General features: G+C 68.0%; 24 protein-coding genes. 12 read left to right on the top strand and 12 right to left on the bottom strand.

Annotated elements, in window-relative coordinates; translation table 11 throughout:
* Positions 1 to 18 precede the first annotated feature (18 nt).
* From ENSA7_RS30635 to ENSA7_RS30615, 5 genes are all read left to right on the top strand, one after another.
* Positions 19 to 1,497 (top strand): trypsin-like serine protease, encoded by a 1,479-nt coding sequence (locus tag ENSA7_RS30635; protein WP_106092934.1) that lies wholly within the window; start codon positions 19 to 21, stop codon positions 1,495 to 1,497.
* Positions 1,498 to 1,519: 22 nt separating this feature from the next.
* Positions 1,520 to 3,478 carry an ArnT family glycosyltransferase gene (locus ENSA7_RS30630; RefSeq protein ID WP_106092933.1) on the top strand — a complete coding sequence of 653 codons (1,959 nt, stop codon included), beginning with the start codon at positions 1,520 to 1,522 and terminating at the stop codon, positions 3,476 to 3,478.
* A complete protein-coding gene (locus ENSA7_RS30625; protein WP_106092932.1) occupies positions 3,478 to 4,449 on the top strand; it encodes a PA14 domain-containing protein in 972 nt (323 codons plus the stop codon). The genes ENSA7_RS30630 and ENSA7_RS30625 overlap by 1 nt, the downstream gene beginning before the upstream one ends.
* 2 nt (positions 4,450 to 4,451) lie before the next feature.
* Positions 4,452 to 6,293 carry an ArnT family glycosyltransferase gene (locus ENSA7_RS30620; RefSeq protein ID WP_106092931.1) on the top strand — a complete coding sequence of 614 codons (1,842 nt, stop codon included), beginning with the start codon at positions 4,452 to 4,454 and terminating at the stop codon, positions 6,291 to 6,293.
* A 68-nt stretch (positions 6,294 to 6,361) separates the two neighbouring features.
* Positions 6,362 to 7,168, top strand: coding sequence for a hypothetical protein (locus ENSA7_RS30615; protein WP_106092930.1), 807 nt, complete (start codon positions 6,362 to 6,364; stop codon positions 7,166 to 7,168).
* Positions 7,169 to 7,216: 48 nt separating this feature from the next.
* On the opposite strand, the gene ENSA7_RS44390 is transcribed toward ENSA7_RS30615, so the two are convergent.
* Positions 7,217 to 7,954, bottom strand: a complete 738-nt coding sequence (locus ENSA7_RS44390) for a hypothetical protein (protein ID WP_181234271.1) — start codon at positions 7,952 to 7,954, stop codon at positions 7,217 to 7,219.
* A 325-nt stretch (positions 7,955 to 8,279) separates the two neighbouring features.
* On the opposite strand from ENSA7_RS44390, the gene ENSA7_RS30600 reads away from it, so the two are divergent.
* Together ENSA7_RS30600 and ENSA7_RS30595 are read left to right on the top strand one after the other, a co-directional pair.
* A complete protein-coding gene (locus ENSA7_RS30600) occupies positions 8,280 to 9,752 on the top strand; it encodes an amidase (RefSeq protein WP_106092928.1) in 1,473 nt (490 codons plus the stop codon).
* Positions 9,749 to 10,123 carry a hypothetical protein gene (locus tag ENSA7_RS30595; protein ID WP_106092927.1) on the top strand — a complete coding sequence of 125 codons (375 nt, stop codon included), beginning with the start codon at positions 9,749 to 9,751 and terminating at the stop codon, positions 10,121 to 10,123. Before ENSA7_RS30600 ends, ENSA7_RS30595 begins: the two co-directional genes overlap by 4 nt.
* A 10-nt stretch (positions 10,124 to 10,133) precedes the next feature.
* Here the strand turns inward: ENSA7_RS30595 and rsgA are convergent, their stop codons facing one another.
* From rsgA to argG, 8 genes are all read right to left on the bottom strand, one after another.
* Positions 10,134 to 11,150, bottom strand: a complete 1,017-nt coding sequence (gene rsgA, locus ENSA7_RS30590; protein WP_106092926.1) for a ribosome small subunit-dependent GTPase A — start codon at positions 11,148 to 11,150, stop codon at positions 10,134 to 10,136.
* Positions 11,151 to 11,324: 174 nt separating this feature from the next.
* Complete coding sequence (locus tag ENSA7_RS30585; protein WP_106092925.1) at positions 11,325 to 11,681, bottom strand: hypothetical protein; 357 nt, start codon at positions 11,679 to 11,681, stop codon at positions 11,325 to 11,327.
* A 68-nt stretch (positions 11,682 to 11,749) separates the two neighbouring features.
* Positions 11,750 to 11,929, bottom strand: coding sequence for a hypothetical protein (locus ENSA7_RS30580; RefSeq protein WP_106092924.1), 180 nt, complete (start codon positions 11,927 to 11,929; stop codon positions 11,750 to 11,752).
* Complete coding sequence (locus tag ENSA7_RS42660; RefSeq protein ID WP_146158316.1) at positions 11,926 to 12,423, bottom strand: DUF6036 family nucleotidyltransferase; 498 nt, start codon at positions 12,421 to 12,423, stop codon at positions 11,926 to 11,928. The genes ENSA7_RS30580 and ENSA7_RS42660 overlap by 4 nt, the downstream gene beginning before the upstream one ends.
* A gap of 147 nt (positions 12,424 to 12,570) precedes the next feature.
* Positions 12,571 to 14,325: a hypothetical protein gene (locus ENSA7_RS30565; protein ID WP_106092921.1), complete on the bottom strand. Its 1,755-nt coding sequence runs from the start codon at positions 14,323 to 14,325 to the stop codon at positions 12,571 to 12,573.
* Between the two features lie 170 nt (positions 14,326 to 14,495).
* Positions 14,496 to 14,681 (bottom strand): hypothetical protein, encoded by a 186-nt coding sequence (locus tag ENSA7_RS30560; RefSeq protein WP_106092920.1) that lies wholly within the window; start codon positions 14,679 to 14,681, stop codon positions 14,496 to 14,498.
* A gap of 152 nt (positions 14,682 to 14,833) precedes the next feature.
* Positions 14,834 to 15,235 (bottom strand): hypothetical protein, encoded by a 402-nt coding sequence (locus ENSA7_RS30555; protein WP_146158315.1) that lies wholly within the window; start codon positions 15,233 to 15,235, stop codon positions 14,834 to 14,836.
* 255 nt (positions 15,236 to 15,490) lie between these two features.
* Complete coding sequence (gene argG, locus ENSA7_RS30550) at positions 15,491 to 16,723, bottom strand: argininosuccinate synthase (protein ID WP_106092918.1); 1,233 nt, start codon at positions 16,721 to 16,723, stop codon at positions 15,491 to 15,493.
* Positions 16,724 to 16,894: 171 nt separating this feature from the next.
* On the opposite strand from argG, the gene ENSA7_RS30545 reads away from it, so the two are divergent.
* Together ENSA7_RS30545 and ENSA7_RS30540 are read left to right on the top strand one after the other, a co-directional pair.
* Positions 16,895 to 17,590, top strand: a complete 696-nt coding sequence (locus ENSA7_RS30545; protein WP_181234270.1) for a TetR/AcrR family transcriptional regulator — start codon at positions 16,895 to 16,897, stop codon at positions 17,588 to 17,590.
* Between the two features lie 15 nt (positions 17,591 to 17,605).
* Positions 17,606 to 18,061: an Mpo1 family 2-hydroxy fatty acid dioxygenase gene (locus ENSA7_RS30540; protein WP_106092916.1), complete on the top strand. Its 456-nt coding sequence runs from the start codon at positions 17,606 to 17,608 to the stop codon at positions 18,059 to 18,061.
* A 7-nt stretch (positions 18,062 to 18,068) separates the two neighbouring features.
* Here ENSA7_RS30540 and ENSA7_RS30535 read toward each other — a convergent pair whose 3' ends face one another.
* Positions 18,069 to 18,443 (bottom strand): hypothetical protein, encoded by a 375-nt coding sequence (locus ENSA7_RS30535; protein WP_106092915.1) that lies wholly within the window; start codon positions 18,441 to 18,443, stop codon positions 18,069 to 18,071.
* A 72-nt stretch (positions 18,444 to 18,515) separates the two neighbouring features.
* Positions 18,516 to 19,217, bottom strand: a complete 702-nt coding sequence (locus ENSA7_RS45885) for a CAP domain-containing protein (protein ID WP_280524050.1) — start codon at positions 19,215 to 19,217, stop codon at positions 18,516 to 18,518.
* Positions 19,218 to 19,410: 193 nt separating this feature from the next.
* Between ENSA7_RS45885 and ENSA7_RS30525 the strand changes: the two genes are divergently transcribed.
* On the top strand, positions 19,411 to 19,818 hold the full coding sequence (locus ENSA7_RS30525; RefSeq protein WP_106092913.1) for a hypothetical protein: 408 nt from the start codon (positions 19,411 to 19,413) through the stop codon (positions 19,816 to 19,818).
* A gap of 99 nt (positions 19,819 to 19,917) precedes the next feature.
* A complete protein-coding gene (locus ENSA7_RS30520; protein WP_106092912.1) occupies positions 19,918 to 21,870 on the top strand; it encodes a permease in 1,953 nt (650 codons plus the stop codon).
* Positions 21,871 to 21,881: 11 nt separating this feature from the next.
* Here ENSA7_RS30520 and ENSA7_RS30515 read toward each other — a convergent pair whose 3' ends face one another.
* Positions 21,882 to 22,850: a WD40 repeat domain-containing protein gene (locus tag ENSA7_RS30515; protein ID WP_181234269.1), complete on the bottom strand. Its 969-nt coding sequence runs from the start codon at positions 22,848 to 22,850 to the stop codon at positions 21,882 to 21,884.
* A 227-nt stretch (positions 22,851 to 23,077) separates the two neighbouring features.
* On the opposite strand from ENSA7_RS30515, the gene ENSA7_RS30510 reads away from it, so the two are divergent.
* Positions 23,078 to 23,281 carry a hypothetical protein gene (locus ENSA7_RS30510; protein WP_146158312.1) on the top strand — a complete coding sequence of 68 codons (204 nt, stop codon included), beginning with the start codon at positions 23,078 to 23,080 and terminating at the stop codon, positions 23,279 to 23,281.
* Positions 23,282 to 23,285: the final 4 nt, after the last annotated feature.

Genomic DNA, 23,285 nt, shown 5'->3' with positions numbered 1-23,285 from the left:
TGATTCGCCGTAGCGATCATGCGTTTGCGTCTCACTCAACTACAAAAGCTCTCGTCGCTCGCGTTCCTTTCGTTCCTGTTGCTACCAGTCGTCGCGAAGGCAGGCGAACCACAGGTAGCGACACCCGAGCAGCCCCCGCCCGACAACCATGTGTGGAACGGCGCCGAGACCGAGCCCTGCGCGTGGCCGACGGTGGTCAAGGTCACCGGTGGTGGCTCGCTGTGCACGGGCTCGCTGATCCACCCGCGGGTCGTCATGTACGCGGCGCACTGCGGCGCGCAAGGCAAGACCGTGGGCTTTGGTGACAGCGACAACAGCACCAAGAGCAAGTCGACCGAGTACTGCAAGACCAACCCCAGCTACAACGGCGGTCAGGGCACCGACTGGGCCTACTGCGTGCTCAACGAGCCGGTCACGGAGATCCCGATCACCCCTGTCGGGTTTGGCTGCGAGGTCGCGCAGTACTACGGCAACGGCGAGGACGTCGCCGTGGTCGGGTTTGGCAACAACGAGGGCGACAACGGAGCCGGCCGCAAGCGCTGGGGGTGGACGTACATCTCCAACGCGGGCAACAGCCGGTTCGACGTCGGCGGTCAGGGCACCGAGACCATCTGCTCGGGCGACTCGGGCGGGCCCGCGTTCATCCGCTACGACGACAACTCCTGGCACGTCTACGGCATCGCCTCGACCAAGAATGACGACACCTGCAGCGCGGCCAAGGGCACCCACTCGCTGGCCGTCAACGCCGTCAAGTGGATCGAGCAGGACTCGGGGATCGACGTGACGGTCTGTCACGACATCAACGGCAACTGGGATCCGGGCCCGCTGTGCGGCAACTTCTTCAACGGTGAGCCGGGCCTGTCCTACGGCTCGTGGAACACCTGGTGTGAGGACACGACCGCGCTCGAGTGGAGCGCGACGTGTGGCACCGACTTCGGCGAGAGCGCCGAGCTCAACCCCCCGGTGCTCGAGGTCGTCGTTCCGTTTGACGGCGAGAGCTTCGACGCCGAGCCAGCGATGTTCGACATCACGGTCACCGCCGAAGACGACAGCGGCCTGCCCGTCGACGTGGAGATCGAGATCGAGGGCATGCTGCAGGGCGGGATCGTCAGCGAGAACCCGGCGGTGTTTGCCAACGCGGTGTTCTACTGCGGCGAGTACACGATCATCGCCCACGGCACCGACTTCTGGGGCAACCTCGGTCACTCGGACCCGGTGACCTTCACGGTCGAGGGCGACTGCATGGGGACGGACACGGGCGACGGTGACGGCGACCCCGGCGACGGTGACGGCGACCCGGGGGGCGGTGACGAAGACGACGGTGGTGAGCCTGCAGAGACCGGCAGCGACGAGCTGGGCGAGACCGGCTTGGGTGCGGACGACGGCACGTTCACCACGTACACCTGCAGCTGCGAGATCGATCGCCGCCCGCCCGCGCACGGTGCCTGGCTCGGGTTTGGGCTGCTGGGGCTGGGCCTGCTGCGTCGCCGTCGGTAAAGCGGTAATCTCCGCGGCCCCGATGGCTCGACCCCCATCACCCCGCGCCGAACAGCGCCTCGCGCACGCGTGCGACCGGCTCACGCCGACCGACGGCCCGCGCTGGGATCTTGGCTTCGATCTGGCCAGCGCCGCCGTCGGGGCCGTGGTGTTGGTGCTGATCGCCGTGACCTTCGGCGACTACGGCATCACCTGGGACGAGACCTGGCACCTCAATTACGGGCGCCACGTGATCCACTGGTACGCCTCGTTGTTCAGCGACGACGCCGCGCTGACCTACCGGGCCGACTACCTGTACGGCGGCAGCTTCGACGGCCTGGGCTACCTCGCCCGCCAGATCTCGCCGCTCGGTAAGTACCCGACGATCCACCTGTTCGGGGCGCTGGTCGCCTGCTTTGGGCTGCTGGGCGCCTGGAAGTTCGCGCGCTTGCTCGGCGGGCCCGCGGCCGGGTTCGTGGGCCTCGTGATGCTGGTGCTGACGCCCGTCTGGTACGGGCACATGTTCAACAACCCGAAGGACATGCCGTTCGCGGTTGGCTACGTGTGGGCGCTCTACTACGAGGTTCGGATCCTGATCAGCATGCCCGCGGTGCCACGCCGCGAGTGGGCCAAGGCATCGGTCGCGCTCGGGGTCGCGATGAGCGTGCGGATCGCGGGGCTGCTGACCCTGTGTTACCTGTTCATGCTCGTGGGCCTGTGGGTCCTGTGGCGGGCCCGCGAAGCCCGGGACGCGCGGCTGATCCCCCGCTACCTGCTGCGCTTCACACCTAAATTGATCGGGACCACCCTGGGCGCGTGGGCGCTGATGTTGGTGTTCTGGCCGTGGGCCCAGCTGCACCCGCTGCGGCGTCCCATCATTGCGCTCGCGCGGATGTCCGCCTTCAACCTGCACGAGCGCGGGATGCCGTTCGGCGACCGGCGGATCTCCTCGCTGTCGCCGCCAGGCGACTACCTGCTGCGCTACTTCGGCTTCAAGCTGCCCGAGCTGGTCCTGCTGCTGGTCGTGGGCGCGCTCGGGGCGTTCATCGTGCGCGCGGTCCGGCTGCGCAAGCGGACCAAGCGGCAGCGGCAGGCGGGCGGCGAGGGCCTGGAGGTCGCCAGCAAAGACGAGCGTCGGCGCGTGGCGATCGGCGGCTTCTTGGTGTTTGCGATCTTGTTCCCGCCGCTCTACACGATCGCCAAGCGCTCACCGCTGTACGACGGTCTGCGCCACTTCCTGTTCCTGGTGCCGATCTTCACGGTCATCGCCAGCGTGACCTTGACCCGGCTGGTGCGGTTGCTCGCGGCGCGCTCGCGGGCCGCCGCGTGGAGCGTGAACGCGCTGGTGTTGGCCTACTGGGTCCGCATGGTCCTCGCCATGGTCCATCTGCACCCGCACCAGTACCTGTTCTTCAACGCGTTCGTGGGCGGGCTGCCGGGGGCGTACCTCCACTACTCCACCGACTACTACGGCAACACCTATAAAGAAGCGTTCGAGACCCTGCGCGAGCATCTGTGGCGGACCGAGCGCGAGCGCTACCTCGCCGGCCCCTACGTGGTCTCGGCGTGCATGCCCGACTTCATCGCGCGCGAGTATTTGGGATCCAACTTCATCCTGCATCAGTCGGGCGGACCACCAGCGGAATTCTGGCTCGGGTACACCCGCAACAACTGCTACCTCAAGCACGACGAGCACCCCGAGCTGACCCGTGTCGAGCGCGAGGGTACCCTGCTGGTGTTGATCCGAGACATGCGCAGCGACGAGCGGCGCGGCGAGGTCTCGACCCTGCGGCCGGCCACGCGGGCCAAGCCGAAGCGACCCGCCCCGAAGCGTCCGACCCCGAAGCGGCCGACCACGAGCCGGCCTGGGGCATCCCGCGGCCCGCTGAAGACCACACCCGAGACCACGCCCAAGCCCGTGTCGAAGCCCGCGCCCAAGCCCAAGACGAAGTCCAAGCCACAGCCCAAACCGCCAGCTGACGCGGCGAAGCAGGAGCGTTGATGGCCGATCCCTCCCAAGCGAACGCGAAGCTGTCGAGCCAGCCAGGTTGGGCGGAGCTGTGTCGGGCGGCCGACGACCTGCACGCGGCCGAGCTGCTGCTCCAAGATCCGCTCGCGCCTGCGCGCACCGCCGTGCCGCACCTGCAAGAGTTCTGGCGATCAATGCACGAGGCTGGCCGCGCGGCCACGCTCGGTGCCCCAAGCGCGGATGATCCTGGCGCGTGGCTAGCCGGCGAGATCACCGGCGTCGACGCCCGGACCCGCGAGCAGCTCGCAAACCACTGGCGCGCGCTGTCGGCCGCCCAGCTCGACGTGAAGCAGCTCGAGTCGCACGCCCGCCTGGCCCGCCAGCTGCTGCAGACGCTCGAGCCGATCCTCGGTGGCGGTCCGCTGCGGACCCGCAGGCGCCGGGTGTTGTGGACCAGCGTCGGCCTGCTCATGTTGTTCACCCCCGTACTCACCTATGTCGCGCTGACGGCAGAGATCGAGGGTGAGGGTCCGTGGCGGGCCAGCTACTTCAGCGATCGCAAGCTCGAGGGCTCGCCGATCAACCAGCGCGAGCTCAGCGTCGACCACGACTGGGGCAAGGACGCGCCGCACGAGGCGGTGCCGCCCGACAAATTCTCGATCCGATGGGACACCTGCCTGCGGATCGACGACGATCAGACCGCGCCCGTGATCTTCCAGCTCAACGCCAACGACGGCGCCCGCGTGTTCGTCGATGGCGAGTCGCTGATCGACGGGTGGGAGCGGGACTCGGGCACGCGTCGACGCGGCATGGGGACCGGCGAGCTCACGCTCACGCCCGGTCTGCATCACCTGCGGGTCGAGTACTTCGAGAGCATGGGCTCGGCCTCGATCAAGCTGGCCGTCTCGTTTGACGACAGCGCCCCGGCGCCGCTGTCCCACGATCGGCTCGTGTACCCGGGCGACGAGTTCGACGAAGAAGACCCCTGCGCGGCGGTGCGGTAGGCGTGGCCGCGCGCGACCAAGATCCTCGCCGTCACCTGCTGGCGCTGCTGTTGCTCTTGGTGTGCGGGGCCCTGCTGTGGACCAGCGAGCGCGATCGCAGCGTGACCGCCGACGAGCAGCTCCACCTGATCCGCGGTCACGCGTTTTGGTGGACCCACGACACCCGCCTGAGCTACGCCCACCCGCCGCTGGCGAACGCGATCACCAGCTTGCCCTACGCCGGTCGCGGCGATGACCCGTGGGGGCTGGGCACGCGCCCAAATGGTGAGCCGCGCCTGCCGAGCGCGCGCGCGCTCGACCCCGAGACCACCCACGCCGAGGCGCTCCCGCAGCTGTCCGGTTGGGACGTCGGGCAGCCGCTGTACGTCTCGACCGGGTACTTTCGTCACGACTTCGCCACCGCCAAGGCCGAGCTGACCGGCGGGCGTCGAATGATGATGTTGTGGACGCTCGGGCTCGGGCTGTTCATCTATGTCTGGTGTGAGCGACGCTGGGGGTTTGTGGCGGCGATCATCTCGCTCGGCCTGTTCAGCGTGCACCCGACGCTGCTCGCTCACGGGCGCCTGGTGACCACGGACATGCCGATGACCGCGACCGCCTTCGTCAGCCTCGCGGCGCTGATCGGCTGGATCGAGCGGCCCGGCTGGGGCCGCGCGGCGCTGTTTGGGCTGGCGGCCACGGTGATGGTGCTGAGCAAGCACAGCGGGATCGCGTTTGTCGTGGTCATGAGCTTGATCGTGCTCGGCGCGGCGTTGCTCGGGCGCGGTGGGTTCGCGCCGGCCGAGAACGCGCCAAACACCGCGGCCGCGCGCGCGCGACGGGTCGGAGTCGTCGCCGGTCAGCTCGTGCTGATCGCCGCCGTCATGTTCCTCGCGATCGACACGATCTACTTGTTCGACCGGGTCGGGCTCAGCGTCGCGGAGATCCTCGCGGAGCCCGAGCCGCACAACTGGATCAGCAGCGGGTTCGACTACCAGATGCTCGAGCGCAGCCCGATCGGGAAGCTGCCGCGAAGCTGGCGACTGCCGCTTCCGTATACCTGGTTGGTCGGGGTCGCGACCGTGTCGGTCCAAAACGGCATGGGCCACGGCCACTACTTCTTTGGCATGCGGGCGCACGCTGGGCACCCGCTGTACTTCCCGGTCATGCTGTTCGCCAAGTCGCCGACCGGGCTGCTGGCGCTGGTGGGCGTGGGTGCGGCGCTGCTCGTCGCGCGGGTGCGGGCGGGCCTGCGGCCGAGCGTGGCGACCAGCGTGCTGGTCCTGTTCGGCGCCGTCACGCTCGCGAGCGCGTGCGCGTCGAGCATCAACATCGGCGTGCGTCACGTGCTGCCGCTGATGCCGATCATGGTCGTGCTGGCCGGTCGCGCGGGGCAGCTGCTGGCCCAGCGCGCGCCCGGAACTCCGCGGTGGCTGGCGGTCGGGCGGCGCGGTCCGGCGTTGGTGCTCGTCTGCGTGCTGGGCTGCGCAGGTGGAGCGGCGTGGACCTTCCCGGCCTGGCTCGGCGACTTCAATGCGGTGGTTGGCGGGCCCGCTGGCGGGCACGAGATCAGCGTGATCGGTGAGGACTGGGGCCAGGATCTGGGCGACCTCGCGACGCTCGCCGAGCAGCAGGAGTGGACGCAAGTCGCGTATCACACGACGTTCCCCCTGCGTCGCGAGGAGCTCGAAGCCCGGGGGTTGAAGGTGGACAAGATCGGCTGCGACGACCCAGCAAGGGCGGGGGACCCGGTCGTCATCCATCTCAGCGACTGGGTGAGGCGGCCGAAGTGTTTCGCGTGGCTCGGTGAGCGCGACCCGGACTTCGTCGTCAACGAGCACCTGCTGGTGTTCGCGCCCGAGTGATCGTCTCGCGGCCAGTGTAGTTGGGGTGCGTGCTCGCGCGTCGCCACCGCTTTGGGCTAAAACAGGGCATGCATGCGCGACTGATCTTACTTGGCGTGATCGCGGTCGCCGGCTGCACCCTGGAAAATCCTGCGTTCGACGAGACCGGCGGGACCCAGGGGGAGACGTCGGCGAACACCAGCGTGGACACGGAGGCCGGCAGCGGTGAAGAGGGGCAGCCGCTCGTGTGCGGGCTCGACTTTGGTCAACCGATTCAGATCAAGCTGCCGCCAACCTGCAACGAGGACGACGATCAGGGCTACGATCGCTGGTTCACCGTGCTCGGCGCGGCGGGCAGCACCTGGCAGCTCGGCGCCTGCACCAACCCCAATTGCGACGGCTGCGAGCTGTTCGAGCTTCCGCTGACCTTCGCCGGGATCGAGGTGGGGCAGCTCGCGTCGACTGGCGCTTGCCTGCGCGTGTCCGCCCGTCGGCGAGCACCGTTGAACCCCGACAGCTGCGAGTTCGACACGGTGGTCGTGTCCGAGTACGCCAACAATGTCGGTGCGCCGGTCTTGATCGCGCGCAATCACGACTCGGTCGGACTGCCGGTCGTCGATCCAGCGGCGGGGCCGATGCTCGACGGGTTCGACCCGCAGCTGGTGCTGGCGGATCAATGCGCTTGCAGCGAGTACCCGGCCGATTGTTGTGACGGTGTCGGACCGGCGCCGGCTGTGTACGAGTACGATCTCGGGCTCGCGGACACGATCGCCATCGATGAGCGGGACACGCTCACGATCGACGGCGTCGACTACGAATTCTGGGCGCTGGACGCGTCCGAGACCGGCGCGTGCGATGACCCAATGCGCGTCGCGTGGACGCTGACGCGCGAGTGAACGAAGGCGGCCACCACCGGTTGGTGGGGCCGCCTTGGTTAGACTGACTCAGCCGAGCGGGTTGCCGTCGAAGTCGCCGATCTTCAGCGGATTCGAGCGCTTGGAGTCTGTCGACGCCGGCTTGGGCTTGGCCTTGGGCTTGGTGGTCTTCTTCTTCGGTTGTGGCTTGGGCGTGGGCTTTGCCTCGGGCTCAGGCTCGGGCTCAGGCTCGATCTCTGGCTCCGGCTCTGGCTCCGGCTCCGGCGCTGGCGCTGGCTCCGGCTCGTCGATGCCGACCTCGGCGCCCGGTTCCGAGCTGCTCAGGGCGCTGACATCCACCGGGTCGGCGACGCGAGCGACCGCGTCTTCTTCGCCGAGCAGGGTGAACCCCAAGAACGCCACCAGCGCGGTCGCTGCCGCCGGGATGCTCCACTCGAGGAGCCGACGTCCAGGCCGCTCGACGACGGGCATGGACTCGATCGCGGCGAGGCGCAGCCGCTTGGCCTCGAGGTCAGTCTGGTAGCAGGCCAGCCGTTCGCGGTGCAGCGCTTCGATCTGGTCTGCCATCTCGGTCATGGCGCGGTCGTGGCGGCTGCGGCGGTCGGCTTGTTCGCGTCGGACGCGGGCCCAGGCTCGGGGCCGCTGGGCGACCAGGCGACCGCGAAGTTCGTCGATGTCACGGCCCTGTTGCTCGAGGTGTTGGGTGGCCGCACGCTTGGCGCTGGCAAAGCTGGCTCGGTCGCGCTCGAGTCGGTCGAGCTCGGCGAACGCGAGCACGACCGAGCAATCTTGGGTGTCATGCTTCATCGTCATCGCTCGTATTGACGTGTCGATCGCCAATCTGTTCACTTTCAATCAATACTGTCGCTGACGGGGTGCTGAGAGGGCGGCGTGTGACGCGATCGGTTGATTCCCCTCAGTCTCATCGAATTCTGATTCGCAGGGGATTCCCGGGTGGCGAGAGTCGCCGCCAGTGGCGGGCGCGAGCACGTCGGCGGGCGCGCGCCGGGCCTTCATTGGTAGCCAATGTAGAGCGATCGCTGAGCAGGTGGTATGTGTATAGTGTCGCACGGTGCACGAGCGCCTGCGCGTGCGTTCCATCGTCGCGCGGATCTGGGGTACAACCGCAACAATGCCCGTGGCCGACCCGCTCTCGATGTCCGCGCTCGAGCTCGCCGCCGCGATCCGCCACAGGCAGCTCAGCGCGCGCGAGGCCGTCGGCGCCCACGTCGACCACGCGCGGGCCGTCAACCCCACGATCAACGCGATCGTCGTCGATCGCTACGAGGCCGCCCTGCGCGAGGCCGAGCTCGCCGACGCTCACCTCGCTGGCGCCGACCCCGACACCCTGCCGCCGCTGTTTGGCGTCCCGTGCACGATCAAGGAGTCGTTCGCGTTCACCGGTATGCCCAACAGCTCGGGGCTGCTGCGCCGCCGTGATGTGATCGCCAGCGAGGACGCGACCACCGTCGCGCGGCTCAAGCAGGCGGGCGCGATCTGCATCGGCCTGACCAACGTGTCCGAGCTGTGCATGTGGATGGAGAGCAACAACCGGGTCTACGGGCGCTCGAACAACCCCTACGATCCGCGCTGCATCGTCGGCGGCAGCTCGGGTGGCGAGGGCGCGATCGTGGGCGCCGGGGCGTCACCATTTGGGCTCGGGGCCGACATCGGCGGCTCGATCCGCATGCCCGCGTTCTTCTGTGGCGTGTTCGGCCACAAGTCCACGGGCGGGCTGGTGCCTGGCACGGGGATGCACCCGCTGTCCGAGAACGAAGCGCTGCGCTACCTCGCGACCGGACCGATCACCCGCCGGGCCACGGATCTGATGCCGCTGTTGCGGATCCTCGCCGGGCCCGACGGGCGCGATCAGGGCGTGGTCGAGCTCGAGCTGCACGACCCCGACTCGGTGGATCTCGCCTCGCTCGAGGTCTGGCTGGTCGAGGACAACGGCAAGACCCCCGTCGACCACGAGCTGCTCGAGGCGCTCGAGCAGGCCGCGGACACGCTTGGGCGGCTCGGGGCCAAGGTTCAGCGTCGGCGCATGCCCGAGCTGGGTCGGGGCTTCGATCTGTGGTCCTCGGCCATGGCGCTGGCCGCCGACACGCCGTTTCGTGAGCTGCTCGGCGAGGGCGAGGCGATCCCGGTCGGGCGCGAGCTGCTGCGCTGGATGTTCCGCCGCTCGCAGCACACCTTGCCCGCGCTGGTGCTGGCGGCCGTCGAGGACTTCCGCCCGATCATCCCCGCGATCGAGGAGCAGCGCCGGCTCGTGGCCGAGGGCCTGGCCCTGCGCGCGCAGCTCGACGCGCAGCTGGGCGAGCGCGGGGTGCTGCTGTTTCCAACCCACCCCCGCCCGGCGCCGCGTCACTACGCGCCGCTGCTCCGGCCCTTCGATTGGGTCTACACTGCGATCTTCAACGTCATGGAGCTGCCAGTCACCCAGGTGCCCATGGGGCTGAGTCAGGCCGGGCTGCCGCTCGGGCTGCAGGTCGTGGGCGGCAGCGGCCGCGACCACGTGACGATCGCGGTCGCGTGTGCGCTCGAGCGTGAACACGGCGGCTGGGTCCGGCCGAGTCAACCTGCACGAGCGGAGCGCGTGGCGTGAGCGACCAGCCACAGCGCGCGTGGCCAGCCAAGCTGTGCCTGGTCGTGATCACCGTGGTGCTCGTCGGGGTCCCGTGGGCGTTCAAGCTGCTCAGCGCGCCGTCGATCGGCCAGCCCTGTGGTGGTGGCTTCGACTGCGCTGCGCTCGACGGGCGCTGCGTCGTCGGAGACAAGGGCAGCTACTGCACGGTCGTGTGCGAGGGTGACGAGGACTGCCCGGGCAAGGGGTACTGCGGGGTGCCGCCGCACGACACGTGGCGGCTGTGGTTTGCCCCGAGCCCCATGAGCGAGCGCGTGTGTGTGCCGCGAGACTCGAAGGGGCCGGCCCAGCCCCGGCCACCAACACCAAAGTCACCGAAACCCGAGCCGTAGCGCAGGCCCGTCAGCTCGGTCGCAGCTCGGCGAGGAGCTCGCGGTAGCGTTGCCAGCGAGCGGGCGCGAGCCGACCCTCGGCGACGGCGGCCTTGATCGTACAGTCGGGCTCGGCGTCGTGGCGGCAGTCGTTGAAGCGGCACGGACCTCGGTGCTCGATCAGCTCGCTGAACCCGGGAAAGAACGCCGCGAGCTGCGGCACGCTGATGTCGACCAGGCCGAAGTCGCGAAACCCAGGGGTATCGATCAGCTCGCCGCCGTCGGGCAGGCTGTGCAAGGTCGCGGTTGTCGTCGTGTGCCGGCCGAGGCCCGAGTAGCTGTTGATATCGCCGACAGGGAGCGCCAGCTCGGGCAGCAGGGTGTTGACCAGCGAGCTCTTGCCGACCCCCGAGGTCCCCACGAACGCGGCGCGACGTGGCTGCGCGGGTCGGTTGGCAAAGAACGACCGCAGCGCCTGCAGCCCAGAGGTGAGCTCGGGCGTGTCGCTGCGCGTGGCACAGACCACGAACACGGGGATATCGAGCCCTCCGGGGCCGTCGATCCAGGTCTCGCGGACGCGCGCGACCAGCTCCTGGGTCGCGGGCAGATCGGCCTTGTTGATGACCAGGAACGGCTCGATGTTGGCGGCTCGGGCCGAGATCAACGCTCGATCCACGAAGCCCGAAGGCGACGCGGGCACCGCCGCGACCACGATCCCGAGCACGTCGAGGTTGGCGGCGACCACGTGGGTGCGACCCATCGCGTCGCGTCGACGCAGCTCGGTGTCACGCGCGAGCCGATGCAGGCGCTCACCCACGACCTCGACGCGGTCGCCGACGACGTGCCCCGAGCGCCGACGGACCTTGACCGAGCGCACCTCACCCGACGCCAGGCGGATGTCGACCGCGACCCCGTAGTGAGCGACGAGGATCCCCGTCTCGAGCTCACTCGACGGTGTGCCCTGGCCCTGGGGATCGATCTCGGTCGCGCGCCATGATTGCGCTTCGGTGGTTCGAGCGTGGCGCCGCTTGCTCTGTCGTGCCGTCAACGGGACGCAGTATAGAGCAGCGAGCCGAGGCGCAAGTCGAGGCGCTGCGCTGGGCGGCGCCGTCGCGCCTGGCGGGCGCCGGGGGCGAGGGGACGGACGCGCTCGAGCGGCCCAGAATCGCAGCCAAACAGCTCGCAGCCGCTTGGAGACGGCGCCCCGGCTCGTGGAGGGCGCTCAGTCTTCGCGCGCTTCGAGGACGTCGACGCGGTCCTCGAGCTTGTCGACGCGGTTCCCGAGGAGCTCAGCCTGGACCGCGGCGCGCTCGCGTGAGTTCAGTGACGCAGTGACGCCCGCGGACACCATCCGGACCTGTGCGCTCAGAGCCGAGACCGCGGTCTCGATCGTGTCGAAGCGCCCGACGTGTCCAACGAGCAAGGCCTCGATCGTGTCGAAGCGCCCCTCATGTCGAACGACCGCGGCGTCGAGCGTGTCGAGGCGGCGATTGACGTCACCGAGCTGCGCGCCCAGATCGGCGTGCATGTCTCGGAGCTCTCGGAGGATGGCGGTGGTCACGTTGATCGGATCCGTCATGATCGTACCTGCACCTCCGCTTCTCGGCCACGCGCGCGACTCTCGTACCAGGTGCACCAACACCCGACTCACGCGGCCGTAGTGGGCCCCGCGGCCGGGCGCCGCGCGAGGCCTCGCAGATGACCTAGTTCATCGAGCATCTGTTCGAGCCAGGCCAAGCGCTCGGCCGGCGTCATCGCCAACGCGCGGCGACGTTGCTCGCGCTTGTGGGCCGCAAATGCGGCATCACGCTGGTCACGGTCGCTCATTGTGTCACCTCCGATAGCGCCTCGAGTGCTTCGATATCGGCGAAGTCTTGACTGCGTCCAGACTCGCGCTTGAGATCGAGCAGATCTCCAAGAGAGACGACGCTCGCAGTCGTCGTGCCCAACGGTACGCTTACCCGTCGATGATATGCGGCTTCGAAGTCAAACGGCTCGCGCACGAAGATGTCCACATCGAAGCTCGAATCCTGCGGGTCCCACAGCGAGAACACCTGCATGCCCTTCGTCTCCACCCAGCTATCCCGTTGGTCCGGATCAGCGAACGACTCGATGCCGACGGGCGCGCGCGGGCGCAAGCCCAGCCGGGTCAGCTGCTCCATTGCCCGACGCACGTTCTCCGGATCCAGACGGATGACGAGATCGAGATCAGCCGTTGTGCGCAAGTGTCCGTGCAGAACGACTGCCACTCCACCGACAACGAGGTACTCGACATTTGCCTCGCCGAGGACTCGTAGGACGCGTTCGATCCGGTTGGACACCGGAGCCGAGGATAGCAAGCTCCACGGATGAACGTCAGCGAGTGATCTCGCTCGAGACCTGACGAGCGCGCGCCCCGGCAAGCTAGAGCGCACGCAGCTGGTCCGAACCGTGGGGACAAGGGCGAATTTCTCCACCCGGTTCGCCCCTCAGGGCGAATTCGTGGGCGTGCGGGGCAGGTAGGTGCCGCTGTGCAGCGTGTTTTGGAGGCCAAGCACGACCTCGGCCGGCGCGGAGCCGTCGGTGGCGCCGTGGATCAGCCCGGTCAGGCCGGTCTGGGTGCCGTACCACAAGATCACCTGATCGCCGTTGGGGCTGACGCTCGGTCGGTGGGCCAGGGTGATGCCTTGCGCGCTCTCGACGTCGGGAAGCTCGATCGCCACGGTGGCCCCTGTGGGATCGCCGATCTCCGCGACGTAGAGCTTGTTGGCCCCGCCCTGCACGCCCGCGATGGCGATCCGGCTGCCGTCGGCCGACCACCCGTAGCTGGCGTTGTCGGTCGGCGTGGCGTCGAAGTACCCCAGCGCCTGATCGATGCGGACCTCGACGGGCTGATCGGCGCTCAGGTCGACGTAGTTGATGTAGCTGAGGTTGCTGGTCTGCGAGCGGTAGCCGAGCAGCTGCAGATCCGCGTCGAAGGTGATCTCTTCGAACTCCGTCCCGGGTGGATTGTCCGCGAGCTCGAGCCGCTCGACGACCATGCCGTCTTCGAACGTGACCAGGGCGATGCCGACGGTCGTGGGCTCCGAGAGCATCGTGTTGGTGTACGCGTACCAGATCCGGCCCTGGGCATCGAAGCCGTGACCGATCGTGGTCGGGCCGTCGGGCAGCAGCAAGTTGGTCATCGCTGGCGCGCCCGGCTCGGTGATCAGGGTTGGCAGCCCGACCGTGGTGGGCCCCGTGAACTCGATCAGACGCAGCTCACGATACCCGTTGGCCCCGTTGGTGCTGACCAGCATCCGCGTGTTGTCGTCCGAGAACACGATCGACGAGATGTGCCCGAGCGAGGGCGCGAGGTTGACGGGCGCCGCGGTTGGATCGGCGAGCGACACCCCGAGCGGGCTGAGCACGTTGACCTCGATCTCCTCGCGGTACACGAGCCGCTGATCGTCGATGTGCGTGAACATGAAGGCCGGGACGTTGTTGGCCGGGACGCCCTCGAAGGTCAGGTGATCGATGAAGATCGACTCGCTCAGCTGCGGGTGGAGGGGCAGCAGATACAGCTGCCAGACGTCGTTGGGCTCGACGTCGATCAGCACCGCCGCGTAGCTCGAGTCGGGGCTGCGGCCGAGCACCAGCACGGAGCCGCCGGGGTCGAGCGGCGGGGTGATGTCGAACGAAGACGTGAGCTTGCCGTCGGCGTCGTAGCTGACCCACAGCAGCAGGTCGGGGCCCACGTAGGGATCGGCGGTCACGCTCATCAGCGCGTTGGCGCCTTCATCACCAAACCACATGCTGTGCAGCCAGTTGCCATCTTGCTGGACGAGCGGCGAGAGCTTGAACACCCCCAGCGGGTCGAGCTGCAGCTGGTAGATGTCACCGTCGTGGGTGACGGCCTCGGCCCCGAACGGTGTCGCTCCAAACAACCCCGCGAGGCCGGTTCCGTTGGCGACGTACTCGGGCTCGGGGACGTCGTGCGGGTCGTCGAGGTGGAGCGAGACCAGCACCGAGTCTTCGGAGCCCGCGGCGATGTAGCGCAGGGGCTCGAGGTCCTCGGGGTCGCCGGTCTCGGTCTCGTCGGTGCTGCTGGTGTCGGTGCTGGTGTCGGTGTCTGGGTTGGTGTCCGTGTCGCTCGAGGTGGGGCTGGGACCCGAGTACCCGAGGCTCTCGTCGACGTTGGAATTGTCCGAGCAAGCTGCGACCGTGACGCAAAATAGTAAGGAAGACAGCGACGCGCGAGCCATGGCAGCAGTGTATCGCAACCGTCGGGGTTGGGACGGTCATCGGGTGGCGGCGCTGTGTGCCTAGCTCGGGCAGCGCGACAGTGCCACCGTGGCCCACCGTGGCCCATCGCGGCCCATCGCGGCCCATCGCGGCTCATCGCCGACTGCGGCTTGTTCGAGCGTGGGTGTTGCTACAGCTGCGGGGCCGTCCGCAGGCGCTGGGCCAGCATCGTCGTCAGGCGCGTCGCATCGGCCGTTTCCGCGACCAGCTCCGGCCATCGCGCTTGATCCCGCACGGACAGCTGCGACGGGTTGAGGTCCGAGTCGATCTTCAGACACGCTGGTCGCCAGCCTCTACCCGAGATGACCTTGGGCACGGCGGGCAGCTCAACGCCGAGCTGCCCGCATTAGGCTCGAGTGATCTCGCGCGTTCACCGTATTTCGTCCCGCTCAATGCCCTCAATCTGGGGATGTACACCCTCGACCCGAGCAGAGGCAGGTCTGCTGTGTGTGAGCGCGGCGTGAACAGCTACACTGCTTCCTTGGTACAGCGTGTCGCGCTCTTCTTGACCTCAGTCATGACCTTGTCGAGCGTCTCCGTGGGTACCTCCCCGAGCTGTGCTTTTGCTGCGTCCTCAATTTTCTTGAGAATTGCCTGCTCTTCCTCCGGTGTGGGCTTTTTGAGAGGCGCTTTCATGATCTCGGCGTCGACGATTTTGGTGAGTATGGTCAATTGTTTCGTCGTTAGGCGACAACCCTCGCACCCACTGTTGTTCATCTCCAATTCCTTGTTGATGCATTCGACAATTTTCTTCCTTCGAGCACTGTCGTCTGCTGAAGCGAGGGGCGAAATCCCCAGGACGAAAGCTGCGATTGTCAGCGTGATGAGGGTGCGGTAGTGTTTCTTGTACAAATTGCGAACGTTTGTCATGAGCAAAGATCCGTTCGTGAAAACGCTACAGCAACGACAGCGTCGGTGCAAGGTTCGTTGCCGGTTGCACGCGTTGCCGGCCGCGTTCCAGGGGGCCGCATACGTGAGGCGTACAGCGGCCCCGAGGAGCGAAGCGACTAGACGCGCAGCGGCTGCAGTCGCCGGACTGTCAGCGCAAGGCCGAGTTGGCCACGTAGATCGTGGCCGGCGCGCAACGACGCATCTGACGGCGCGACTTCGAACGGATCGGTGTTCCTAGTCGATGATCTGCCCAGCGTTCGCGAGCGCAATCGCCTCGACCCGCTGAACCTCGACAAACCCCTGCGAGCTAACCGGGTTCAACCCATCACTCGCCTCCATCGACGCATCCGCCGGGTTGTACAGCGAGTGCGGACAGTCGCGCAGCGCCCGAAAGAACACATTACCCTTATAGAGCCCCAGCTCGACGGTCGCGCTGGCGTACTCGGCGAGCACGTCGACGGCGGCCAGGATCGCCCGAGCCTGCGGATCATAGAGCCGCCCGTCGTAGATCTGCTGGGCATAGTTCTGCGACATGGTGTGGAACAGCTGGGTCGAGCGGCGATCCATGACGGCCTGGTAGACCGAGCGCAGGCCAGTCCCGAGCAGCTCGAGGCCGGGCGCCTCGTACACACCGCGGCTCTTGGTGCCGATGATCCGGTTCTCGAGGGCGTTGCGCATGCCGATGCCGTTGCGACCGCCGATCTCGTTGGCCTTGTACATGCATTGCAGCGGGTCGAGCGACTCGCCGTTGATCGCCACGCAGTCGCCCTTCTGGAACCGCAGCGAGACGGTCTCGACCTTGTCGGGGGCGGCCTCGGGCCACACGCACATCATCGGCTCGACGATGCTCATGGGGGTCTCGAGATCCTCGAGATCCTCGGCTTCGTGCGAGAGGCCGGCCAGGTTGGCGTCGGTCGAGTAGCGCTTGCGCGGGCCGAGGTCGACCTCGATCCCCTGCGTGGACAGGAATTCGATCATCTGCTTGCGCCCGGGAAATTGCTCGAGCAGACCCGGGTCGCGCCATGGCGCGTAGACCTTCATGGTCGGGGCGAGCACGTTGGTGTAGCGCTCGAAGCGGAGCTGATCGTTGCCGCGGCCGGTCGCGCCGTGGGCGAGCACGGTGCAGCCGCGGTCGCGCATCGGGCCGAGCAGTCCGTGAACCGTGACCGCGCGGGCGATGCCGGTCGTGTTCCAGTACCCGCCGTCGTACATCGCCTGGGTTCGGATCATGCGGAAGCACGCGCGCGCCATGTCCTGCTTGAGGTCGACGATCACGGTCTCGACACCGGTCGGGCGCATCTTCTCGCGCACGTGTTCAATGTCGCTCTCGTCGGGCTGCGCGAGGTCAGCGACGAAGCTGATGCACTCGACGCCGGCCTGCTTGAGCCGGGTCGCCACGGTCTTGCTGTCGAGCCCGCCAGAGACGCAGATCCCGACTTTTTTTCCCTCGAGTTGGTGGAGCAGCACGGCGCAGACGCTACATGCTGACCCGCATCCGTCCAATCTCGGAATTGCGGAATTTTGGGGCCTTGGGTGAGATGTTCATGCAGCTTTCTGCATATATGCAGGTCTCGATGAATGGTCTTGACGCCGGGTGACGGTGTCTCTATAAACCGAATCCGAGTTCAGGTTCGGTTCATGGCGAGCGCGAGCAAACCCCAGATCGGAGTCGAGACCGAGACGCTGCGGCGGACCGGCAAGCTTCGTCCTGCGCGTCAGCTTCGCAGCCAGCGCAGCCTCGAGCGCATCATCGAGGCGCTCGACGAGCTGCTCGAGACCAAGACCTTCGAGGAGATCACCGTGAGCGAGGTCTGCAAGCAGGCCGGCGTCGCGGTGGGTACCTTCTACGATCGCGTGGGCAACAAGGACGCGCTGCTCGAGCACCTGCGCGCGCGCGTGTACGCGGGGATCGTGGCGCAGATCGATCAGGCGTTCGCGCGCGAGCGCTTCGTCGATCTCGAGCTGCGCGAGCTGCTTGGGATCAACGCCCGCGAGATGGTGGAGATGCACCGCGCGCGGCGAGGGGCGATCCGGGCGATCATCGTCGAGGCCCGGCGCAGCGCCGCGTTTGCGGCTCATGCCCGTGAGCTGAACGCGGCGCTGATGCAGCGCGTGACCGCGGTGTGGCTGAGCAAGCGCGCGGATTTTCGCCCCGGCAACGCGCAGCTGCTGGTCCGCTCGGCGTTCTTGATGGCCGCCGGGTTTCTGCGCGAGACGGTGATCTGGGGCGATCTGTGGCCGGGCGAGACGAACCCCGATCGGGTCGGCGCCGACCTCGAGCACATGCTCACCACGTTCTTGTTGCCCGCCGAAGACGCCGGGCTGTCTGACTGAAGGAGACGAACGATCATGCGAACTGCACAAGAGTGGCTCGACGCCTACGGACAGAGTCATCAGAACCCGACCAACAAGACGATCCACTGGGTCTGCATCCCCGCGATCGTGCTGAGCATCTTTGGCCTGCTCGCCGCTGTGCCGACGCCTTTCGAGTCCCCGTGGCTGCACTGGGGCACGCTGCTGGCGATCGGGGCGGTCGGATACTACGCGCTGATCTCGATCCCGCTGGCGATCGGCATGGCCGCGGTCAGCGGGGTGATGTTGGTGCTGGTTCAGGGCTTGGCGGGGCTGCCGATCCCGCTGTGGGCCAGCTCGCTGGGGATCTTCGTGATCGCGTGGATCTTCCAGTTCATCGGTCACAAGATCGAAGGCCAAAAGCCGTCGTTCTTCGAGGATCTGCAGTTCTTGATGATCGGTCCCATGTGGCTGCTGGCGGCCCTGTACCGCCGCGTCGGCATTGGGTACTGACCCGCGGCTACTGCTCCGCGACCCCGGCGTTGGGCGCCGCCTCGAGCGGAATCTGAGCGTAACACCAGGCCTCGAGCTCGCCGATCAAGCGCGCGAGGCCGCTGCGATCGAGGGGGAGCTCGGCCAGGGCCAGCTCGTGGGCGAGCAGCCGCTCCTCTTCCAGATCGATGTGGAAGCTGACGCGCTTGGCTGGCTTGGTCTTCGGGGTCACGGTCACGCGCACCCGCAGGCCGCCGGGTGCGGGACTGTTCTGTTCTGGACCGGTGATCTTGGCCCGGACCGTCGCCGACTCGCGGTCTGGGTTGGCCCGGCGGGCGCGCTCGTCGTGGTGCAGCGCGAGCGCGAACACGGAGTCGATCAGCGCGAGGACGAGAGGCGGCACCGCAAGAGCTTGGCACCAACTAGGTGTCCGCGCACGGACCCACGCAAAATCGACCGCGATGTGCCGTGGGAGTCAGTAGGGGCGCTCGCCTGTGTAGTTGCCTGCAGGGGAGTAGTTGCAGACGGCCATGAACCACTCGCCCCCGCCAAACGGACTGTTGCTCGAGCACCGCGCGACGGCGCAGCCGATCTCGGTCGAGTCACGCCAGACGACTTGGGTGTAGTGCCCGCACACCTGCCCGGCGGCGCAGCGGTTGCTGGCGTAGTTGAAGTGCTCGCTCTCGGCGGCCCAGCTGGCGACGATCTGTTCGGGTTGGGCCATGTGCGAGCGCGCGCTCAGGTTCTCGCCGTACGAATTTTGGCTGTGTTCGAAGTCGCAGCGATCTGCCCAGGCCTGCGCGGTGGCTGCGAGCTGCCTCGACCAACGAACGGAGGGCAACGGCGGGTTTGCGGCCGGCGAGACGCGGGCCCGGTGAAGGTTGTGAGCGGCGACGAAGCCGTCGGCGAACGGGTCACTGGCTGGGGTTGGTGCTGGGGTTGGCGACGGCGATGGGGTGGGGCTTGGCGATGGGGTTGGCGGATCGGTGTGCCCACGGTGGCGCCGGGCGGGCGTGGTCGCGCGTCGGAGATCGTGATGGTTGCCAGTCGCCTCACGCGAGTGGCGACTAGACGCGACAAAGCCCGAGCTCTCGAGTGAGTGTCCGGGCTGCACGGGCGCGGGGGCCGACTGCTGTGGCTGCGCGCACCCAGCGGTGAGGACGATCGCCAGCGCCATGAGGGCAGGGGTCGACTTACGCTGGGTGCTCGGGCGTGCGTGCATGGATGGCTCGACGTGTACCGAGCCCAACAGCTTCTCGCGCGAGTAAAAAACGCCGGGGTCCCCGGGGCCGCGGCGCAGCGTGAGCGGGGGATCCCCTGTGAACGCCTGGCGCAGCGCGGGTGACACTGTCACCGACCAGGGGTGTTGGATGAGCGTGCGCTGCCCCCCGCGTCCAGCGACTCTCGCGATCCTGGCCAGCTGGCTCGGCCTCGCGCTGGGAGCATGCGGCTGTGAGTCGGGGGCGGTTGGGGAGCGCGGGCCCGGCGGAGTGGTGGTCGAGCGGATCGACCTGCGGGAGCGAGCGGTGCTCGAGGGCGAGGTGGTCGAGCGGCTCGACACCGGGGGCTACGTGTACCTGCGCCTGTCGATTATCCATGACAGCGCCGCGCCGTGGCTGACCCCGCACACGCAGCTGCGCTGGGTCGCGCTGGATGGCGAGCCGCCCGGCCTGGGCGAGCGGGTGCGGGCGCGCAGCCTCGGCCGGCGCAGCCGCGTGTGGGAGCCCAGGCTCGAGCGCGACTTCGAGGTCCTCGAGTATGTGGCGCTGCTGCGTTGACGCGTTGCCCGCGTCGGGCTGCGCGCGACTTTCCACAGGTTATCTGGCTGCGCAGGCGCGCTGTAGGGGGCAAACGCGATCGGCTATGCTCCGCGGCCGATGCTCGACCTGCCCATGCTCGCCGGGATCTCCGGGATCTCCGAGATCGCCGAGAACGGCGGGTACGTGCTGATCGCCAGCATCGCGGCCCTGTTCATCGGGCCGCTGATCTATCGCTTCGCCGGCCGCGACGGTCGGGTCTACTCGCTGTTCGATGGGGTGGTCGTCGTGGCCGTGCTCGGGCTCGCGCTGCTCGAGATCATTCCACTCGGGGTCGAGCTCGCGGGCTGGCCGGCGCTGCTGGCCGTGGTCGCCGGGGTGCTGCTGCCCAACCTCGCGGAGCGCAAGTTCGGGGGCAAGTCGACGCACCGGGCGGCGGCCTGGGCTGCGCTGATCGGGATGGCGTTGCACGCGTTCACCGATGGGCTCGCGCTGGTGGTCGGTGGTCACGTCCACGCGGGCAGTCACGCGATGGAGTGGGCGGTCGTGCTGCATCGCGTGCCCGAGGGCCTGGCGGTGTGGTGGATGCTGACCAGCCCCGACGACGGTGACGAGTCGGGGCAGCGCGCGGGTGTGATCGCGCTGGTGACGATCGCGACGGCCACGGTGCTGGGGTTCGTGCTCGGGGGCAGCACGTCGGTGCTCGACGACAGCCGGGTCGCTGGCGTGTTCGCGGCGTTCGTGGGCGGGTTGCTGCTGCACGTGGTCAGCCATGGGATCGGCAGCACGCGGTCGCGGCGGGCGGCGGAGCATCGCTACTGGCCGGGCGTGGGCGGGCTGCTGGGGCTCGCGCTGGTGTTCGTCGTGGTCGTGGTTCCGGCCACGCGAGATGGCCACGGGGCGGAGATCGTCGCGGCGTTCTGGGAGCTGCTGCTCGAGAGCGCGCCAGCGCTGCTGCTCGCGTACGGCGTGGCTGGGTTGATCGGCAGCGTGATGGGCGAGGCGCCGGCTCGGTGGCTACGCCGCGGCGGGGCGACGACGCAGGCGCTGCGCGGGGTGGTGTTTGGCTTGCCGCTGCCGCTGTGCTCGTGTGGGGTGGTGCCGGTCTATCGCTCACTGGTCGACCGGCGCGTGCCGGCCACGGCGGCGCTCGCGTTCTTGGTCGCCACGCCCGAGCTGGGGCTCGACGCCGTGTTGTTGTCGGTGCCGCTGCTGGGCATGGACATGGCGCTGCTGCGGGTCGGCGTGGCGTTCGTGCTCGCGCTGGTGATCGGGGTTGCCGTCGGTGGCTGGGTCGAGCGGCGCGAGCTCCGAGCGCGCGAGACCCAAGCGAGCGAGGCCGCGGCGGTCGACCAGGATCTGGCGCCCGCGGTAGCCAAGCCGATCCGCGAGCGCTTGCTCGACGGCCTGCGCACCGGCTACGGGGGGATCCTCGACAGCACCGGACCGTGGATCCTCGTTGGCCTGCTGGTCGCGGCGTTCCTCCAGCCGTTCGTCGACGCAGCGTTCTTCACCAAGCTCGGGCCGATGCTGCAGGTCGTCGCGTTTGGGCTGATCGGGCTGCCGGTCTACGTGTGCGCGACCGGGGCCACGCCGCTGGTCGCCGTGCTGATCGCCAAGGGTCTGTCGCCCGGGGCGGCGCTGGCGTTCTTGCTGACCGGACCGGCGACGAACGCGACGACCTTTGGCGTGCTCGAGCAGCTACACGGGCGCAAGGTCGCGCTGGCGTTCGCGGGCGCGATGATCATCGCGGTGCTGGGGTTGGGGTGGGGCGTGAACCTGGTGTGGCCGAGCGCGGGCGCGGACGCTGGCGTGGCGCATGTGCATGGTGAGCACGGGCCGCTGGCGGTCGCCAGCGCGGCGGTGCTGGGGGTGTTGTTCGTGGCCTCGCTGGTCCGGCAGGGTCCGCGGGGCTTCCTCGGGCGGCTCTGGGAGCTCGGGGGGCATGATCATGATCATGATCATGATGATCATGATCACGAACATCACGACGATCACGACGATCATGACCACCACGACGATCATGACCACCACGACCAGCCGAAGCCGCCGAGCAGCTGCTGCGCTCACTGAGGGACGACATCTCAGTCGTCGTCGTCGTCTTCTTCCTCGTCTTCTTCTTCCTCGTCTTCTTCCTCGTCGTCCTCGACTTCGTCCTCGGGCTCTTCGAATTCCTCGAGCTCCTCAAACTCGAAGACCCGCCCGAGCTCGTCGGCCGAGGCCGTGATCGCGTATTGCCCGTCAGGCGACACGTCGAGATCGAACATCCCCTTGCTCGGCACCTCGAAGCTGTCGAGCAACTGCCCGGTCTCGGCGTCGTACAGCCCGATCCCACCCTCGTAGATACACACGATCTGCTCGTGCTCAGGCCGCAGCACGGCCCCGCCGAGGCCCTTCTCCACGATCGGCAGCACCGTCGTATAGCCCCAGGTCGACGCCGACCAGATCGTGATCGGCCCCCGCCACCCGCGAGACACGACCCACTCGCCGCCGCGGTCGAGCTCGAGCGCGCCAACCGTACCTGGCCCGGCCTCTTGTTCCCACGCGAGCTCGCCGGTCTCGATCGACCAAAAACAGAGTGTGTCCCCGCCGCGGCCCGACACGATGTGCTCTTGATCCGCCGCGAACACGAACGACATGCCGCGCGGGCCCACGTCGTAGCGATGGATCAGCTCGCCGGTCTCGCGCGACCACAGGCAAATGGTCTCGTCGCGCGCACCCGAGGCGATCAGGCTGCCGTCGGCGTTGCTGCCCAGGGTCAGCACCGGGCCCACGTGTTCTTCGAGCTCGAGCAGCAGCTTGCCGCGTGGCCACGACCACACCCGCAGTCCGCCGCCAGCGTCGCCGCTGACCAGCTCATTGGCGGCCGTGAACGCCAGCGTGGTGACGGCGCGCTCATGGCCCTCGAGGCTGCGCTCGAGCTTGCCGCCGCGCAGCGACCAGACCGCGATGGTCTTGTCGCGCCCTCCTGTCACTGCGCGCCGACCTTCCGGTCCAAACCGAGCGCACAAGACCTGGCCATCGTGGCCGGCCAGTGTGTGACGCAGCTTCACGATGGATCCCTCCGGAGTTGGGCGCGGGTCGTTGCTGTCCTGCTTCTGTTCAACTGAGCTTCCTCGGGGTGGGGGTCGGGTTTGGCCATGTCCAGCCGGCCGGCCGAGATGATACACGCGGAACCGCGCATCGCCGCCCGCCTTTTTTTGCGGTCGCAAACGGGCTCTGGCGGGTACAGTGGGGCGTGCCGCGCGTTTTAATCGCTCTTCTAGGACTGTGCTCGCTCGTGAGTTTGGGCTGCGACCGCAAGTGGGACTTCGAGTGCACGGCCGCGTGGAGCGAGGACGGCGTCGAGGTCTGGCAAAAGGTCTACAGCTACCCGCAGATGCAAGACGAGCACGCCGCCACGGCGCAGTGCAAACAAGAGATGCTGGAGGCCAAGCCGAAGCGGGCCAACTCCGCGGTCTGTCATTGCGTCGGTCAGGAGTGATCAG

This window comes from Enhygromyxa salina (genome assembly GCF_002994635.1).
Classification (GTDB): domain Bacteria; phylum Myxococcota_A; class Polyangia; order Nannocystales; family Nannocystaceae; genus Plesiocystis; species Plesiocystis salina_B.
Note: the sequence above shows the minus strand (reverse complement) of the source record. Positions and strands in the feature narration are given on the sequence as shown.

Coding starts and splice junctions, on each gene's coding strand:
- ENSA7_RS30600 (WP_106092928.1), top strand. CDS start 8,280: ATGCCCGTGGCCGACCCGCTCTCGATGTCCGCGCTCGAGCTCGCCGCC.
- ENSA7_RS30540 (WP_106092916.1), top strand. CDS start 17,606: ATGCGAACTGCACAAGAGTGGCTCGACGCCTACGGACAGAGTCATCAG.
- ENSA7_RS44390 (WP_181234271.1), bottom strand. CDS start 7,954: ATGAAGCATGACACCCAAGATTGCTCGGTCGTGCTCGCGTTCGCCGAG.
- ENSA7_RS30630 (WP_106092933.1), top strand. CDS start 1,520: ATGGCTCGACCCCCATCACCCCGCGCCGAACAGCGCCTCGCGCACGCG.
- ENSA7_RS30635 (WP_106092934.1), top strand. CDS start 19: ATGCGTTTGCGTCTCACTCAACTACAAAAGCTCTCGTCGCTCGCGTTC.
- ENSA7_RS30545 (WP_181234270.1), top strand. CDS start 16,895: ATGGCGAGCGCGAGCAAACCCCAGATCGGAGTCGAGACCGAGACGCTG.
- ENSA7_RS30585 (WP_106092925.1), bottom strand. CDS start 11,681: ATGACGGATCCGATCAACGTGACCACCGCCATCCTCCGAGAGCTCCGA.
- ENSA7_RS30520 (WP_106092912.1), top strand. CDS start 19,918: ATGCTCGACCTGCCCATGCTCGCCGGGATCTCCGGGATCTCCGAGATC.
- ENSA7_RS45885 (WP_280524050.1), bottom strand. CDS start 19,217: ATGGCGCTGGCGATCGTCCTCACCGCTGGGTGCGCGCAGCCACAGCAG.
- ENSA7_RS30555 (WP_146158315.1), bottom strand. CDS start 15,235: ATGACAAACGTTCGCAATTTGTACAAGAAACACTACCGCACCCTCATC.
- ENSA7_RS30565 (WP_106092921.1), bottom strand. CDS start 14,325: ATGGCTCGCGCGTCGCTGTCTTCCTTACTATTTTGCGTCACGGTCGCA.
- ENSA7_RS30525 (WP_106092913.1), top strand. CDS start 19,411: ATGAGCGTGCGCTGCCCCCCGCGTCCAGCGACTCTCGCGATCCTGGCC.
- ENSA7_RS30615 (WP_106092930.1), top strand. CDS start 6,362: ATGCATGCGCGACTGATCTTACTTGGCGTGATCGCGGTCGCCGGCTGC.
- ENSA7_RS30580 (WP_106092924.1), bottom strand. CDS start 11,929: ATGAGCGACCGTGACCAGCGTGATGCCGCATTTGCGGCCCACAAGCGC.
- ENSA7_RS30625 (WP_106092932.1), top strand. CDS start 3,478: ATGGCCGATCCCTCCCAAGCGAACGCGAAGCTGTCGAGCCAGCCAGGT.